The organism is Streptomyces manipurensis, from assembly GCF_049570255.1.
In the GTDB taxonomy this organism is placed as follows: Bacteria; Actinomycetota; Actinomycetes; order Streptomycetales; family Streptomycetaceae; genus Streptomyces; species Streptomyces manipurensis.
The window spans coordinates 403,681-419,991 of sequence record NZ_CP186950.1 but is presented as its reverse complement, the minus strand read 5'-3'; the positions used below and the strand labels follow the sequence as shown (position 1 = coordinate 419,991).

The following is a 16,311-nucleotide window of genomic DNA, read 5'->3' as shown; positions in this document are numbered from 1 at the left end:
CCCCGCGCGGCGGGAAGTCCGTGCCGGCCCCACCACAGGACGGGAACCGATGCCGCAGCAGCAGGCGCAGCCGCACCCCACGCCCGGCCCCGACGGCTACCGGGTCCGGTCCGCATCCCACGCGCTGGTCCGGGCCACCGTGCTCGCCCACCCCGCACAGCACCCGGCCGCGGCCGCCTACCGGGAGCTGCTGGCCCGCCTGCACCGGAACGACACCGCGCTGGCCGCCACCGTCGGCCCCCTCTGCGACGACCTGTACGCCGCCCGCGACGGGCACGGCGCCGACTTCCACCGCGACGTGGTCCTGCCGCTGCGCCGGGCCCTGCACAACGGCCGCGAACCCCGGCCCGTCGTACTCGCACGCCTCGCCGACCTGCCCGCCCGCCTGCCCCGGCTCCGGGCCTGGCTCACCCTGCGCGCGGACCGCGACACCCTGCTCACGGCCCTCGACGCCGCCGCGGCCCCCGCCCTCGACGCCGAGCGCGCGGCCCTCGCGGCCCTCTGCTCGGAGCCCGCCCTCGCCAAGGCGACCGCCCTGACCAGCGCGGACCTCCTGCATGCCGTGGAGCGGGCCGCCTCCGGCGCGGCCGACCGCCGGTCCCGCAAGGAGGAGCCCGGCGTGCTGCGGTACGCCCTGCGGGCCAGCACCAAGACCAGCCCGCTGTCGTGGTTCACCGCGGTCGGCTGGGGGCCGCTGGCCGATCCCCCCGCAGGCGGCCGGGCCCGCCCGGTGGCCTGCTGGGGCTCGGTGTCGCTGTTCGAGGGCGGCCCCCTGCGCTCCGTCGTACGCGTCAACCGGACCCTGACCACCGCGCTGGCCCTCGCCCTCCTCGACGCCCCGCACCGGCGCACCGCCCGGCCCCACCGCATCACCAGCACCGCACGCACCCGCGACGGCCGGGCCGCCTACTCGCGCAGCCGGCCCTCCTTCGCCGGCGGCCGCTACCTCGTACCCGGCGAGGACGAGGCCGAGGTGGCCGACGGCGGCGCGCTGCGCCTGCTGACCCGACTCGCGGAGGACCCCGTACCACTGGCGGAGCTGACGCACCGTCTGGCCGCCGCGCTCTCCACCGCGGGCGCGCCCCGGGGCACCGGCGCCACCGGAGGCGAAGCGGCCGCAGGTGGCGAGGCGGCCGCCGCCTTCCTCGACCGGCTCGTACGGGCCGGACTCCTCGTCCCGCAGGACCCCGTACCCCCGCAGGACCCCGATCCCCTGGACCGACTCGCCACCTGGGTGCGGTCCTTCGCGCCCGGCCACCCCGAGGACGCCGACCGCGCCGAACGGATCACCGAACTCGCCAGGATGACCGGCGGGTTCGCCGCCCTGCCCGCCGCCGAGCGGCCCGCCCGGCTCACCTACCTCACCCGTCGCTGGTCCGAGGAACTGGCCGCCGCCGGCCGGCCCGTCCCCACCGCCTCCGCCCCGCTGACGGTCCTGTCCGAGGACGTGGTCGCCCCGCACCCCCTGGCACTCGACGGCTTCCTCGAAGCCCACGACCACGAAGCGCTCGGCGAGGTCACCGCACTCGCCGAACTCTTCGACCTCGGCCACCTGGTCCGGCGCGGCGTCCGGGACCGCTTCGTCGCGCGCTACGGTGCGGGCGGCCGCTGCGCCCACCCGTGGGAGTTCGGTGCCGACGTCACCGCCGCCTGGGAGTCCGCCGGCCGGATCGCCCTCCTCGACCCCGCGGACCGGGACTCCTTCCCCAGCGGGACCGCGCCGCTGGCCCGGCTGCGCGCCGAACTCGCCGCCGCACTCGCGGACGCCGTCCGGGCCCCGGCCGGCGACCCGCAGCACGACAGCGGCCTCCTCCCGCACGCCGACGCCGCCCCCGACGAGGTGCTGCTGCCCCCGGACCTCCTCGAGACCCTCGGGGAGCGGCTGCCCGCCGGCATCGTCGAACGGCCCCTGAGCTACGCCTACTTCCTCCAGCGGGATCCCGGCGGACTGCTGGCCGTCAACCACGTCTACGGCGGCTGGGGCCGGTTCACCAGCCGCTTCCTCGACTTCCTGGACCCCCGCGCCACCGACGCGGTCGCCCGGGACGTCCGGCGCGGCCTCGGCCTTGGCGCCCGCGCCGCCCAGATCCGCCCCGTCGGAGGCTTCAACGCCAACCTCCACCCGCTGCTCGTCCCCGACGAGATCGGCCCGGACCGGAACCGCACCCCCCTCGCCGAGGCCGACCTGGAACTCGTCCACGACGAGGCCACCGACCAGGTCCGGATGTGCCTGCGGAGCACCGGCGAACCCCTCGACGTGCTCTACCCCGGCTTCCTCGCCCCCGTGCTGCTGCCCACCCGCATCGCCGCCCACCTCGGCGACCACCCGGCCGGGGTCGTCGACTTCCGGCCCCTCGCCCCCCGCCGGGCCCTGGCCGCACCGGGCGGCAGGGTCACCGTCGGCTCCCGGCTCCGGCACCGGCACGTCGTCCTCCAGCGCCGCCGCTGGCTGCTGCCGTCCGGCGTCGTGGCCCGGCTGCGCGCCGACCTCGCCGCCGACACCGTGCCGGGCCGGGTCCCGGCGGCCGCCGCCTCCACGTGGCGGGCCCTGCTCGGCCTGCCCGAGCAGCTCTTCCTGCACCCGGTGGCCGCGGCCCCGACCGGCCGGGCCGCCGAGGACTTCCTCGGCCGGCTGGCCCGCCCCAAACCCCACTTCGTCGACCTCGGCAACGCCCTGCACCTGCGCTGCCTGGCCCGATGGCTGTCCCGGCACCCCGACGGCGTCGTCCTCGAAGAGGCCCTGCCCGCCCCCGGCGGCCGGGGCACGCCCTCCCGCGCCGTCGAACTCGTCCTGGAGGTCCACCGGGAAGGACGCACGCGATGACCCGCCCGCCGAACCGTCAGCAGCAGGAGAGGACCGTGCCGGACATGCCGCCCCCCGAACCACGAGCGACCGCGGGGGGAGACCCGCGCGACCACGCCGCCCTGGACGTCGTCGCCTACTACCACCAGCCGGTCAAGGCCCCCCTGCTGCGCGGGGCGATGCTGCCGGCGGCGGCCGCCGCGACCGCCGCCGGCAGCACCGCCCACGTGGAGCGGCACTGGCTGCACGGCCCGCACCTGCGGCTGCGCCTGCGGGGCACCGACGCCGCCGCCGTCGCGGACACCGCCGAGGCCGCCGCCCGGACCCTGCGCGCCTGGGTGCACGCCCACCCCTCGCAGGGCGACCTCACCGAGGCCGAACTCCTCGAACGGGCCGCGGAGGCGGGGCGGGCCGAACTCCTCGCCCCGCCCTACGGGCCGGTCGTCCCCGACAACACGGTCCGGATCGAGCCCGTCGACCGCACCTCCGTACGCGGACTCCTCGGAGCGGACGGGACCGCCCTGCGGGAGGACCTGCTGCACACCGGCCTGGACGCCCTGCGGTCCGGTGCCGGTTTCCTCGGCGGGCACGGGGACACCGACCGGGCCCGGCTCCGCCTCGCGGTGTCCGCGCTCGCGGCCCACGCCTGCGCCCACCCCGGCGGCCTGGCCGGGGGCCACTGGTCCTACGTCTCGCACCTGGAGGACTTCCTCCTCCACGACGACCCGGACGGAAGACTGCGCGCCGCCTTCGAACGGCACGCGGAACGGGCCGGGGACACCGTGACCGCCCTCGTCGGACGCATCCGCGACGGCGGAGCGGAGGACTGGGAACGGGACTGGGCCGCCTTCTCGCGGAGGGCCTGGCAGCTGACCGGCGACCGCCACGCCGCCGGCGCGGACCTGCACGGCCACCCCCTCGTCTACCGGGAACGGGCGGCCGCCACCGGTGACGCGGCCGCGTACGAACGCTGGAACCAGGACATCCGCACCCGCTACAGCGAGTTCCACCGCCTGCTGCGCCGTGCCGACCCGGAGGGCGGCATGTGGAGCCGACCCGACTACCTCGTCGGCCGGGCCTGCACCAACGCCCTCTACCGGCTGCTGACCGTCTGCGACGTCCGCCCGCTGGAGCGCTACCTCGCCGCCCACCTGGTGGTCCGCGCCGTGCCCGCCCTGACCGGATGCGACTGGCGCACCGAGCTCGGCGCCGTCATCGACGCGGTGGAGGCACGGACATGACGGCACGGGACACCGGCGCGGCCGCCGCACCGGCCGATCGGCTGCGGCCCGGCACCGCCGTCACACCGCTGCGCGCCGGGCTGCACCTGCGCGGCAGGCGCGGCAGCGTCACCCTGGAGGGCAGCACCGCCGTTCCGGTGGTGTGGGGCCTGCTGGAGGAACCCCTGCGCTCCGGCGGCCTCGGCCCGTTCCGGGAGGGACTGGAACCGGGCTCGGCCCTCCACGTCGCCGTCGACACCCTGCTCGCCCGCCTCGCCGAACACGACCTCCTCGTCCCGGGGCCACCGCCCGCCGCCGACGCGGACGCCGATGCGGACCCGGCCGTGGCACGCTGGCTCGGCGCGACGGCCCGGCACCCCGCCGACGCGGCCGCCGCCGTCGCGGCCGCCCGGGCCGAGGTCCTGGCCCGCGACCCCGGCTCCCCGCTCGCGTCCGCTGCCGTACGGGCCCTGGCGGCCGGTGGCCTGCCCGTCACCCGCACCGCCGACGCGGCGCTGCCCGCCGACCGGGTCCTGCTGACCGTCCGCGGGCCGGGCCCCGGTGCCGGCCCCGGTGCCGTCCGGGCAGTCGTGGCCGGGTGTGTCGGCGGCACCGGATACGCCACCGCCCCCGGCAGCGCCGCCCAGGCGCTCGCCGACGCGGTGGCCCTGGAGGCCCGGCTCGACGGGGCAGCCCCACCCGCCGGGGCCGAGCGCGGGAAGGCCCCGGGCTCCGGCGGGGTCCCGGCCTCGTTTCCCGTCCTGCTGGCGGGCGCCGCCGCACACCGGCTGCTGTGCGCCGCGGCCGGACTGCCCGACCCGGCCGCCGAGGGCGAGGACCCGCGGCTGCTCCCCGGGATACCCGCCGTCCTCCTCGCCGAGGCCCGCCCCGCGCGCGCCGATCACCACAGCTGGCTCGGCCCCGTCCGGATCGACGCGGACCGCCTCACCGACCTCGCGCCCCCGGCCGTACTGGACGAGGCCATGCGACGCATCGCCGCCCTGGGGGAGCGGCGCTGCGGGCCCCTGCCCGGACCCGAGCCGGAGGACCTGCCGCAGCTGCCCGTCCCCCTCGCCGCCTGTACGCTGCCCGGCCCCCGGCGGGGAGCGCCCGCGACCTCGCGCACGCTGACCGGCGGCGGGCCCCGGCTCGACCTCGCCCGGCTGGAGCTCTTCTGCCGAGCCGCCGAACTGCTCCTCGGGGAGGACGCGTTCACCGTCGGAGCCGATCCGGGGCACGCCCTGGGCCGGTTCCTGCGCCACCTCGCCTCCCGCCGGTACGCCAGCCGGGTGGACCACCGCACCGCGGTCGGTCCCGCCCGGTGGTCCGCCCATCCGCAGTACCGCCACTGGTGGACCACCCTCACCGACCGGCTGGGCACCGCCGCCCGGACGGAGGTGCACCGGCTGGCCCCGCACGCGGAGGCCTACCGGGCCGTGGTCCGCCGCGCCCCGCGGGACGCGGCCCACGGCGCGGGGACGGTGCTCGGCGAGGGGATCGAGGCGACCCCCGGCGATGCCGCCGCCTTCGCCGCGCTGGCCGCCGTCACCGCCGTGGTCACGGCCGGATCCGGGTCCCCGGCAGGTGCGGGGGCCGGTACGACCGGGCTTGCCGACACCGCGGGCGGGGCCCGCCCGTCCGGCGGTGCGGTCGCCCCTCTGGCGTCCGCCGCCGCGCGCACGGCCGCCTGGGAGGACCACCGCTGGACGGGCGGCTGGCTCGCCGACCTGGCGGGGCGGGAGGAGGACCTCCGGAGCACCCTGCGGCGGCTGACCTGCGGCGGCCCCGGGGTCCCGGTCGGGGCGGCGGGCCCGCCGGACCGGCCGCCCGCCCACGCGCCGGACCGCGCATCCGACCCGGAACCCGCCGGTGTGCTGCGCGCCTTCGGGTTCACCGTGCTGCGCACCGCCGAGGAGGCCCGATGACCCGCCCCGCCGCGGCCACCGCGTCCGCCGCCCCTCCTGCCGCTGACGGGGCCCACGCCGCCGTCCCGGTGCTGGATCCCGCCGCCGCGCTGGCCGCCACCACCGGCCGGGCCGCGGTCCTGCTCACCCGGTGGACCCTGGGCCTCGCCGAGGAGCTGAGCCGCCACGCCCTGCGCCGGCCCGTGACCCTGGTCCCGGTCCGCCTCGACGGTGCGCTGACGGTGATCGGGCCGGTGCTCCGGCCCGGTGGCGCGGCCTGCCTCGTGTGCGCCGAGCACCAGCGGCTGGCGACCGCGGGCGGCCGGGTCCCGTGGCGCAGCCCAGGTCTGACCCTGGCCGGGGTGCCCTCACCGGCCCTGGCCCCGGCCGCCCTGGCCCTCGTGGCGGACCTCCTCGACGATCCGGCCCCGGACGGTGCGCCGGACGCGGCCGTCGTGCACATCGTCCACCAGGGTCGCGGCACCTGGTCCACCCACCACGTCCGGCCGGTGGGCGGCTGCGACGTGTGCCGCCCACTGCCGTCCGACACCGGCACCCCGATCGACCCGTTGCCCTCGCGGCCGCGTCCGCTGCCCGACCCCGCCGTGCTGCGCGGCCCCAACACCCGCACGACCGCCGCACGGCTGCGGGACGGGCTGTACGACGAGCGGTTCGGGCCGGTCCGGCTGCTGCGCCGCTCCGCGGACTCGGCGTTCAGCCTCACGGGGGCGGTCGTCACGGACGGCCGCACCGTCGACGACGGCGGCTACGGCCGGGCCCGCACCTTCCCCGACAGCGAGCGCATCGCCCTCTTCGAGGCCGTCGAACGGTACGCGGGCATGTGCCCGACCGGCCGCCGCACCGACCTGCGGGCCTCCTTCGCCGAGCTGGGACCCGAGCGGGCGCTGGACCCGGCACGCCTCGGCCTCCCCGACCCCGCCTTCCACGGCCACCCCGCCTCGTCCACGGTCCCCTACAGCCCCGACCTGCCGCTGCACTGGGTGCGGGGCTGGTCCCTCACCCGCCGCCGGCCGATCGCCGTCCCCGAGCACGTCGCGTACTGGGACGTGCCCGGCCCGGACCGGCCGCGCGTGGTCTACGAGTCCTCCAACGGCTGCGGTCTCGGCAACAGCCCCGAAGAGGCCGCCCTGTACGGCCTGTTCGAGGTCGCGGAACGCGACGCCTTCCTCATGGCCTGGTACGCGGGCACACCGCTGCGGCGCGTCCGGCTGCCGGACGGCGACACCGACACCCTGCTGCTGGCCGACCGGGCGGCGGCCGCCGGCTACCGGCTCCGCCTCCTGGACGCGACCAACGACTTCGGGATCCCCGCCGTCCTGGCGGTCTGCCGGCACCGGGGCGGGCAACCGGCGGCGCCCCGGATGTTCCTCGCGGCCGGCGCCCACCACGATCCGCTCGCCGCCGTCCGCTCCGCGGTCGCCGAGGTGGTCACCAACGTCCTGGAGGCGCCCCACCGTTCCCTCGCCGAGGGCGGACCGCGCGACCCGGAGCGGCTGCGTCCCCTGCTGGACCATCCGGAGCGGGTGCGGAGCCTGGACGACCACGTCGGACTGGCCACCCTGCCCGAGGCCGCCGCCCGCACGGAGTTCCTCTTCGCCGACACGCCCGAGGTGACGGTCGCCGAGGCCTGGCCAGGAGCCCCCGCGCCGGTGCCCGACCTCTCCCGGCTCCTGACCCGGACGGTGCACCGGCTGGAGCGGGCCGGACTGGAAGTGATCACCGTGGACCAGTCCGAGCCGGGACTGCGCGCGCGGTTCGGCCTGCACTGCGTGAAGACGATCGTGCCCGGCGCGCTCGCGATGACGTTCGGGCACGTCAACCGGCGCACCCTGGGGCTGCCCCGGCTGCTGGAGGTGCCGCACCGGCTGGGCCGCACCGACCGGCCCCTGCGCCACGAGGAACTGCCCCTGCACCCGCACCCCTTCCCCTGACCCGACCTCTCCTGCACCCACCCCGCGACGACGATGACGACGACGAGGACCGGACGACGTGACGACCACCCCCACCGGCACCGCGGCCGGCACCTGGCAGAGCCACCACCTCTTCCTGCACGCCGGGACCGAGGACACCGACCGCTTCCTGACCGCCGACGCGGCCCCGCTCCTGGACGCGCTCGTCGCGTCCGGCGAGGCCGCCGACTGGTTCTTCATCCGCTACGGGCAGGACGGCCCCCACGTCCGGATCCGGGTCCGTGCCACCGGGACCGCCACCGGCGGCGCCCCCTCCCGGCTCACGGACCTGCCCGGGCTGCTGGAGCGGGCCGCCCGGCGGGTGCCCCCCGTACCGGGCCCCTGGCCCTCTCGGCACGGCGAGGTCCGTGCCGTCCCCTACGCGCCCGAGACCCTGCGCTACGGCGGACCGCGGGCCCTGCCCGTGGCGGAGGCGGTCTTCGGCGCCTCCACCCGGACCGCCCTCGACGCCCTGCGCGCCCTGCCCGCCGAGAACGCCTCCGCGGCCCGTCTCACCGCCGCCGCCGACCTGGCCCACACCACGGCGTACGCCCTCGGCATGGACCGGCTCGCCGGCGCGCGCTGGCTGCGTGCCCACGCGGCGGGCTGGCGCTGGGTCACCGAGGTCCCGCTGCTGCCCGGAGCGGCCGTCCACACCCGGGTCAACACCGTCCACGCGGCGCAGCGCACGGTCCTGGGCGAGCGCGCCGCGGGCCTCCGCGACCGGCTCCGGGCGCGGACGGCGGCCGCGTGGCTGGTCCGCTGGGCGGACCGGGTCCGGGAGGCCGACGCCCTCCTCGACGGCCTGGACGGGCCGGCCCGCGAGAGCGTCTGGGGGTCGCAACTGCACATGCTGCTCAACCGGTTGGGCGTGAACCCCGACGAGGAACGGGCCGTGTGCCGGCTGGCCGCACGCACTCTGCTGGAGACCGGCGAGCCGGGCGGGTTCTTCCCGCCGGGCCACGCCGCGCCCGACGTGCAGTACCTGGAACGCAGCAAGTTCCAGATCGGCCGCGGTGAGGACTCGGCGCTGCGCCCGCTGCCCGGCCCGGCCACGACGGCCGCGGAGCCCGCCTCCACCGGGGCCCGGCCCGCCGCGGAGCCCGCCACGATCCGGCCCGCGGCCGTCGACGTCCCGCTGCCGGAGGGCCCGTTGCCCGAGGTGTCCCTCGGCGACGCCCTGCGCGCCCGAGCCTCGCTGCGCGGTGCGCTGACGGGCCCCCTCGACGCGGGCACCCTGGGCACGCTGCTGTGGAACTCCCTCGCCGGGAGCGGCCGCGGCGGAGACGGGCTGCCCGACGGTCCGGCACGCGGACCGGCCCCGCGCCCCTACCCGAGCGCGGGAGCCCTGTACACGGCACGTGTCCGCCTGCTCGTCCTGGACGTGGCCGGGCTCCCAGTCGGTACCTACGACTGCGTTCCCGAGCGCCGCGCCCTGCGCCGGGTGGGTCCGGCGGCGCCGGTCGAGGACATCGCCGCGCTGTCCACGTACCTCTCGCGCCCTCCGTCCGACCCCGACTGGATCGGCGTCGCGCAGGCTCCGGTCGTGCTCGCCCTCTACGTCGAACTCGGCCTGCTGCGCCGCCGCTACGGGCTGCGCGCCCTGCGCCTGGGCCTGCTGGAGACCGGCCACCTCGCCCAGACCCTGCTGCTCACGGCCTCGGCCCTGGGCCTGGCCGGGACCCCGCTGGGCGGCTTCCACGACGACCTGGCCCACGAACTGCTCGGCCTGCGCGACCCGGACCAGCCGCTCCAGTACCTGCTGCCGCTGGGCCGCCGGCCCGACCGGGACGACGGCTGACCGCGGCCGCGCCGTGTCACGGCGCCGCGTCACCGGGCCGCGGACGGCTCCAGGGCGAGGACACCGACGCGCTGCCCGCCGCTCGACTCGCCGGTGGGGGAGAACCCGAGGCCGAGGTAGAAGGGCTCGGGGCTGCCGGCGCCGGGTTCCCAGGTGACGTACGCGAGCCCGGCGCCGCGGCGGCGGAGCTCCTCCGTGACGGCGCGGACGGCGAAGCTGCCGTAGCCCTTGCCCTGCCGCCCGGCGTCGATGTTCAGCCGCCAGATGCCGCTGCGTCGGCCGTCGGGGTCCGCGGCCGGGTCCCAGACGATGTCGAGGAAGGCCATGACGAAGCCGACCACCTCCTCGCCGTCCACTATGGCCCGCGGCCAGGCCGCGTCGGGGTTGACGTACGCCTCGGCCAGGGACTTGACCACGGGGGAGACGAGGTGGGCCTGGTCGGGGCGGACCTGTACGGCGCACACCGCGTCGAAGTTGCCGGCGGTGACGGGCTCCAGCCTCAGGGTGTCCGGCTGCGGGTTGATCATGGCTGACATGGCCCCAGCCTAGGCCGTCCGTCAGCCGGCGACGGCGAGGGCCGCCGCGTAACCGGCGGGCGCAGGAAGGTCGGTGAGGCTCCAGCCGGGAACGGCCGCCGGCTCGGGGAGGGACCCGACGTACGGTTCGGTCAGCCCGAGGGCGAGCCCGGTTCCGGCCGCCTTGAGGCAGGCCTCCTTGCGGGCCCACAGGCGGCCGAGCGCCCCCGGCCGCAGCTCCGGTGCCAGGGACTCCAGTTCGGCCGTCTCCGCCGGGTGCAGGGAGGACAGCACGTCGGACACCGTCTGCCCGCCCGGGATCTCCTCGATGTCCACGCCCACCGGGACCGCCGAGAAGGCGAGATAGGCCAGGTCCCCGCTGTGCGACAGGGAGAAGTGCACGCCGCCGCCCACCACGGCGGGACGGCCGTGCGGTTCGCCGCAGCAGGGGCAGTCCTCGCGCATCAGCCCCACCTCCCGCGGAGCCACGCCGAGGTACCCGCCGAGGAGGATCCGGAGCCCCAGATGGGAGGCCAGGTACCGGTCGCGCAGCCCCGGCCGCACCATCCGCGAGGCCCGTTCCCGCTCCTCGGCGTCCAGCACCCGCTCCGCGTCCCGGAGCCGGTGCCCGCCCACGTCGGTGGCCGTGGTGTCCAGCGACCAGACGACGGCGGAGGCCCCCGCGGGCAGCGGACCGGTCGACGGTGCGCCGCCGCCGAGTTGGTTCACGTACTCGATCACCAGACCGAGGGTAGACCAGGCCGACGAGCAGCGCCCCGCCGTCACCCCCTTCCGGACCCCCTCCGGACCCCTCCGGCCCCGGTCCGTGCCCCCGGCCCCGTGGGGGAGGGCCCCGGCGGCGGCCCGGGTGAGTACCGTCTGCTCATGCACATCGACGGACCGGAGCAGCAGCGGGGGCACGTACTGCTCATCGCCGGGGACGCCGCGGTGCGGCGCCGCACCGTACGGCTCGCGCCCGGCGCCAACCTCGCCGCCCTGGCGATGGTTCCCGCCGCGCTGCTGCTCGGCAGCGACCTGCCCAGCGACACCGTGTACCTGGACGGCGCCCGCGACCCGAACACCGTCCTCGCGCGGCTGCGGACGGCGGCGGGCACCCGCGGTCCGCTGCTGCTCTACCTCTCGGGTCGGCTGACCGCCGACCGGCGCGGCCGACGGCTCCACCTGGCGCTCGCCGGGACGACACCGGGCACCGTCCGCTACACGGCGCTGGCCTGGGAGTGGCTCACGGGCGAGCTGCGCGACCGGCCCGCCGGGACGACCACGCTGCTCGTGGACCTCGCCGCCGACAAGGAGGCGTGGCCGCTGCTGGGGGAGTACGGCACCCTGCCCCACCCGCCCGGAGCCGCCGTGTACGGGGTCGTCGCCCCGCCCGAGGGGCCCGCCCCGGCGGCGGGCCACGGCGCGGTCAGCGGCTACACGCGCCACTGGATCGACCAGCTGCGCCGCGCCCCCGTGCGGCCCGCCGACGTCCAGCTCCACGCCCTCGCGGCGGGGGCGGCCGGGCCGGCCCCCGGCACCCTGGTCGTGCCCACCGCCCGCGACCTGGAGACCCGTCCGGCCGCGGCGCCGGCCACGGCCCGTTCCACCGCCCCCGCCGCGCCCGGCCCGGCGGACGCGCCGTCCTCCGCGGGCGCCCCGGACACCGGCCCGGCCGACCCCCGGGCCCGGCTGCACGCCCTGGCCACCGGCGGCTTGCACACCGAGGCGGCGGCCCTCGCCCGCACCTGGGAGCAGCAGGTCCTGGACACCCGCGGCCCCGGCTCCCCGGAAGCCGTCCGCTGCACCGAGATCCGCGCCGACCTGGCCCGGATGGCGGGGGACTTCGACCTGGCGACGGCGCTGTGGACCGGAGCGGTCCGCACCAGACTGGCCGGTCAGGGCGCCGCTGCCCCCGAGGTCCACGACGCGGCCGCGGGCGCGCTGTACTGCTGGACCCGGCTGAAGGATCCCGTACGGGCCGTCGCGTCCGGGGCGGACCTGCTGGAGCTGCTGCGCGCCCTGCCGCGGTTCGACCCGCAGCACCTGCGGCTCACCGAGCAGCGGCTGGAGGCGCTGCGCGCCGCCGTCCGCGACGGTGCGGCCCTGCACGGCTGACGACCCGGCGGGCTCGGGACAACGGCCCGCCCGAAGCGGGTTGTTAACCTGTGGCCAACGGTCGGTGGTGCGGGAAACCCCGGCACCCGCCCGCTCGCGCGCAGCGCGACGCGCTCCCCGAGAGGCCCCATCATGCCCGAATCCGTACCCGTGGCCGCCGGCGGAGTCGGTGTCCTGTCCGAGGGATTCGAGGCCGACCCCTACCGCCACTTCGCCCGGCTGCGCGAGCACGACCCGGTGCACCACGAACCCTCGATCGACAGCTGGTTCCTCTCCCGCCACGCGGACGTCAGACGCGTGCTCACCGACCACGACACCTTCAGCACCGCGACGCTCCAGGAACGCGCCGAACCGGTCATGCGGGCCGGGTCCTCGCCCAGATGACGGGCGCCGAGCACACCGCCAAACGGAAGATCGTCGTACGGGGCTTCACCGGCCGTGCCCTCCAGGATCAGGTGCGCGCCATCCGCTCCAACGCCGCCGAACTCCTCGCGCCCTTCCTCCCGTTGGGCCGCATCGACCTGGTCAACGACTTCGGCAGGCCCTTCGCCGTCCACGTGACCCTCGACGTCCTCGGGCTGGACAAGAGGGACTGGCGGCGGATAGCCGCCTGGCACCACGGCATCGCCGAGTTCATCACCTCGATCACCCTCACCCCCGAACGCCGCCGCCACTGCCTCGACTGCGCCGAACAGCTGGAGGCCTACCTCCTCCCCGTCATCGAGGAGCGCCGGCGCGACCCCGGCGAGGACCTCGTGTCGAGGCTGTGCGCGGCCGAGTTCGACGGCGTGGCCATGAGCGACCGGGACGTCACCGCGCTGATCCTCAACGTCCTGGTCGCCGCCGCGGAGCCCGCGGACAAGACCCTCGCCCTGCTCTTCAAGCACCTCATCGACCACCCCGCGCAGCTGGCCGCCGTCCGCCGCGACCCGGACCTGCTCCCCGCCGCCGTCGCCGAGACCCTGCGCCTGACCCCGCCGGTCCAGCTGATCCCCCGGCGGGCGGAACGCGACACCCTCTTCGGCGGGGTCCGCGTCCCGGCGGGCGCCACCGTCTTCTGCATGATCGGTGCCGCCAACCGGGACCCCGACGCCTTCACCGCCCCGGACACCTTCGACCTCCACCGCCCCGACCTCGGCACCGCCCGGTCCTTCACCGCGGCCGCCCAGCACCTCGCCTTCGGCAGCGGACTCCACCAGTGCGTGGGCGCCGCCTTCGCCCGCGCCGAGATCGAGACCGTCGCCGCGATGCTCCTGCCCCTGCTCGACGGGGTCCGGCACAGCCCGGACGCCGCCTACCGGGAGACCGGGCTGTACACCCGGGGCCCGGTCGCCCTCCCGCTCGAATTCACCCCCGTCCCGACCCCCGTCCCCGCGCCCGTCCCCGCAGCCCTCCCCACCAGACCCCCCACTCACCAGGCGAGAACGAGATGACACCGACCGACATCACCCGCGCCCTCAACGACCTGCTCTTCGCCCCGGGCACCGATCTCACCGAAGCCCTCGACCGGCACTTCACCCCCGACTACCGCCAGCGCACCAACGGAGTCTGGAGCGACCGCGCCTCCTTCGCCGAGCACATCACCCACCTGCGCTCCCTGATCCTCAGCGGCCACATAGAGGTGCACGAGGAACTCCGCGACGGCCTGCGCTACGCCGACCGGCACACCGTCACCGTCACCCAGCACAACGGCCGCACCGCCCGGATCGAGGTCCACCTCTTCGCCGAGATGTCCCCCGACGGCCGGTTCCGCCGCGTCGACGAAACCACCCTCCTGCTCAGCGGCCACCCCGACGACGGGAACCTCGGGGTCGCGAAGTGACTCGTACAGGAGGCGGGGGCACATGACCGGGCCCCCGCGCCGAACTCCGGCGCCCCCGGGCCCGGCGGTGGAACGTGGGGGAAGGAGACGGCCATGGTGTCCGTCGGAGAGAGACTCAGCCGGGCCCGCGTACGGGCCTTCATCGGCCGGGACGCGCAGCTCGAACGCTTCGAGGAGGCCCTGGCCGGGAGCCCGCAGGCGCCGTTCGCCTTCTACGTGTGCGGGCCGGGCGGCATAGGGAAGTCGACGCTGCTCAGACGTCTGGCGGACCGGGCGCGCACCGCGGGCCGGCTGCTCGTGGAGCTCGACGGGCGGTTCGTCAACCGCGACCCCGCCGACTTCGAACGTGCCGCCGGCCCGTTCCTGGACGTGCCCGGCACCGTCCTGCTCGTCGACTCCTTCGAGCACTGCCAGTGGCTGGAGAGCTGGCTGTGGCACCACTTCCTGCCCCGCGCCGCCGACGACACCCTGGTCGTCCTGGGCGGGCGGCGCCCGCCGCAGCCCCAGTGGAGCGCCGACCCCGCCTGGTCCCGGCTCCTGCACGTCACCGAACTGGAGCCGTTCTCCGAGGACCAGGCCCACAGCCTGCTCGTCTCCGCGGACATCCGCCCCGAACTGCGCGACCGGGTCCTGCGCTTCGCCGGGGGCAACCCGCTCGCCCTGTCCCTCGCCGCCGCGGCCGGCTCCGAGGGCTGCGGCCGGGAGGAGATCTGGGCCCCCTCCGCCGACGTCCTGCGCACCCTGCTCTCCGGACTGATCGGCGAGGTCCCCACCGCGGCGCACCGCCGCGCCCTGGAGGTTGCCGCACAGGCCCACTCGACCTCCGAGGAACTGCTCGCCGCCGTACTGCCCGAGGAGGACGCCCACCTGCTGTTCTCCTGGCTGCGGGACCTGCCCTTCATGGAATCCACCCACCGGGGACTGCACCCGCACGACGCCGCCCGCGAAACGCTCGCCGCCGACCTGCGCTGGCGCGCGCCCAACGCCTTCGAGGCGATGCGCCGCCGGCTCGCCGACGAATACCTGCGCCTCCTGCGCGAAGCGCCGGAGGAACGCGTGTGGACCGTCACCGACGAGCTCTTCTACCTCTTCCGCGAGGGGGAGGCCCTGGCCCGGGTCAGGACCTGGTCGCGCGAGGACGAGGTGCACGACCGCCCCCTGCACCCCGACGACCTCGACACGGTGCTGCGCATGGCGGAGGAGACCGAGGGAGCGTCCTCCGCCGAGCTCGTCCGCTACTGGGCACAGCGCCAGCCGCAGGCCTTCAGCGTCTACCGGCTTGTCGCCACCGGCCGGATCGTCGCCTTCACGGCACGGCTGGCACTGCCCGCGCCCCCCGACCCCCAGGACCTGGCCACCGACCCGGTCGTCGCCGCCGCCTGGCGGCACACCGACGACGACGCCCCGGTGAGCCCCGGCGAGCACATCGGCATCAGCCGCTTCTCCGTCTACCCCGAGCGCTACCAGGTCCCCTCGCGGGTCATCGACCTCAGCAGCTCCCGCGCGCAGGCGGAGTCCGCCCGCGCCCGCGGCCGCGCCTACGGCTTCGCGGTGTACCGGGACGCCGAGACCTGGGCCGGACGCGTCAAGGGCACCCTCCGCGACACCGGCGCCCGCCCGCGGGTGGGGGAGCACACGTACGGGGTGTTCTGCGTCGACTGGCGCCGCACGCCCGTGGAGCAGTGGCTGCGGCGGTTCACGTCGGCCACCGAGGCCGCGGAGGACCCGGCCGAGGGGCCGTCGCCCGTCCCGCGTTCCACGTTCGACCAGGCGGTGCGCGAGGCGCTGGCCCACTGGCGCGACGCGGGCGCCTTCGCCGCCTGCGCCCTGCTGCGCACCCGGCTCGCCGCCGATCTGGAGGACCCCGCACCGCAGTTGCGCGTCCTGCTGCGCCGGGCCGTGGACGAGCTCGCCGCCGATCCCCGCGGAGTGAGGGCCCGCGAGGCACTGACCGCCGGGTACTTCTCCGGCGCCCCCACCCAGGAGGCCGCCGCCCGGCGCCTGGGTCTCCCGTACGGCACCTACCGCCGCCATCTGCGCCAGGGCCTGGACCTGCTCTGCGAAGCGCTGTGGCAGCGGGAACTGCACGGCCCCCGGGACCCGTCGGCCACGTAGCACGGCGCCCCCGCCACCCGCGGCCCGGCGAGGCGGTCCGGCGGCC

Annotated in this window: 12 protein-coding genes; 10 read left to right on the top strand and 2 right to left on the bottom strand. The window is 77.2% G+C overall.

The genetic code is table 11. From position 1 onward, the window contains the following. Positions 1 to 49 precede the first annotated feature (49 nt). Genes ACPU2J_RS02070 through ACPU2J_RS02050 form a run of 5 tightly spaced genes read left to right on the top strand, consistent with a single transcriptional unit; the run spans position 50 to position 9,698 of the window. Complete coding sequence (locus ACPU2J_RS02070) at positions 50 to 2,824, top strand: hypothetical protein (protein ID WP_423832603.1); 2,775 nt, start codon at positions 50 to 52, stop codon at positions 2,822 to 2,824. After that, positions 2,821 to 4,044: a lantibiotic dehydratase C-terminal domain-containing protein gene (locus tag ACPU2J_RS02065; RefSeq protein WP_423832602.1), complete on the top strand. Its 1,224-nt coding sequence runs from the start codon at positions 2,821 to 2,823 to the stop codon at positions 4,042 to 4,044. The genes ACPU2J_RS02070 and ACPU2J_RS02065 overlap by 4 nt, the downstream gene beginning before the upstream one ends. Beyond that, the gene (locus tag ACPU2J_RS02060) at positions 4,041 to 5,948 is read left to right on the top strand and encodes a hypothetical protein (protein WP_423832601.1); all 1,908 of its coding nucleotides are present in this window, start codon (positions 4,041 to 4,043) and stop codon (positions 5,946 to 5,948) included. Before ACPU2J_RS02065 ends, ACPU2J_RS02060 begins: the two co-directional genes overlap by 4 nt. Next, complete coding sequence (locus ACPU2J_RS02055) at positions 5,945 to 7,879, top strand: TOMM precursor leader peptide-binding protein (RefSeq protein ID WP_423832600.1); 1,935 nt, start codon at positions 5,945 to 5,947, stop codon at positions 7,877 to 7,879. The genes ACPU2J_RS02060 and ACPU2J_RS02055 overlap by 4 nt, the downstream gene beginning before the upstream one ends. A gap of 58 nt (positions 7,880 to 7,937) precedes the next feature. Next, positions 7,938 to 9,698 (top strand): thiopeptide-type bacteriocin biosynthesis protein, encoded by a 1,761-nt coding sequence (locus tag ACPU2J_RS02050; RefSeq protein ID WP_423832599.1) that lies wholly within the window; start codon positions 7,938 to 7,940, stop codon positions 9,696 to 9,698. Between the two features lie 29 nt (positions 9,699 to 9,727). Here ACPU2J_RS02050 and ACPU2J_RS02045 read toward each other — a convergent pair whose 3' ends face one another. Then, on the bottom strand, positions 9,728 to 10,234 hold the full coding sequence (locus tag ACPU2J_RS02045; RefSeq protein ID WP_389072541.1) for a GNAT family N-acetyltransferase: 507 nt from the start codon (positions 10,232 to 10,234) through the stop codon (positions 9,728 to 9,730). A 21-nt stretch (positions 10,235 to 10,255) separates the two neighbouring features. Continuing rightward, on the bottom strand, positions 10,256 to 10,954 hold the full coding sequence (locus tag ACPU2J_RS02040; RefSeq protein ID WP_423832598.1) for a 4'-phosphopantetheinyl transferase family protein: 699 nt from the start codon (positions 10,952 to 10,954) through the stop codon (positions 10,256 to 10,258). 144 nt (positions 10,955 to 11,098) lie between these two features. Here ACPU2J_RS02040 and ACPU2J_RS02035 point away from each other — a divergent pair, with 144 nt between their 5' ends. From ACPU2J_RS02035 to ACPU2J_RS02015, 5 genes are all read left to right on the top strand, one after another. Next, positions 11,099 to 12,328 carry a hypothetical protein gene (locus tag ACPU2J_RS02035; RefSeq protein WP_420082005.1) on the top strand — a complete coding sequence of 410 codons (1,230 nt, stop codon included), beginning with the start codon at positions 11,099 to 11,101 and terminating at the stop codon, positions 12,326 to 12,328. 132 nt (positions 12,329 to 12,460) lie between these two features. Then, positions 12,461 to 12,712 carry a hypothetical protein gene (locus tag ACPU2J_RS02030; RefSeq protein WP_423832597.1) on the top strand — a complete coding sequence of 84 codons (252 nt, stop codon included), beginning with the start codon at positions 12,461 to 12,463 and terminating at the stop codon, positions 12,710 to 12,712. Then, a complete protein-coding gene (locus tag ACPU2J_RS02025; RefSeq protein ID WP_423832596.1) occupies positions 12,709 to 13,761 on the top strand; it encodes a cytochrome P450 in 1,053 nt (350 codons plus the stop codon). The genes ACPU2J_RS02030 and ACPU2J_RS02025 overlap by 4 nt, the downstream gene beginning before the upstream one ends. Beyond that, a complete protein-coding gene (locus ACPU2J_RS02020; RefSeq protein WP_423832595.1) occupies positions 13,758 to 14,150 on the top strand; it encodes a nuclear transport factor 2 family protein in 393 nt (130 codons plus the stop codon). The genes ACPU2J_RS02025 and ACPU2J_RS02020 overlap by 4 nt, the downstream gene beginning before the upstream one ends. Positions 14,151 to 14,243: 93 nt before the next feature. Continuing rightward, a complete protein-coding gene (locus tag ACPU2J_RS02015; protein WP_423832594.1) occupies positions 14,244 to 16,265 on the top strand; it encodes an ATP-binding protein in 2,022 nt (673 codons plus the stop codon). Positions 16,266 to 16,311 lie beyond the last annotated feature (46 nt).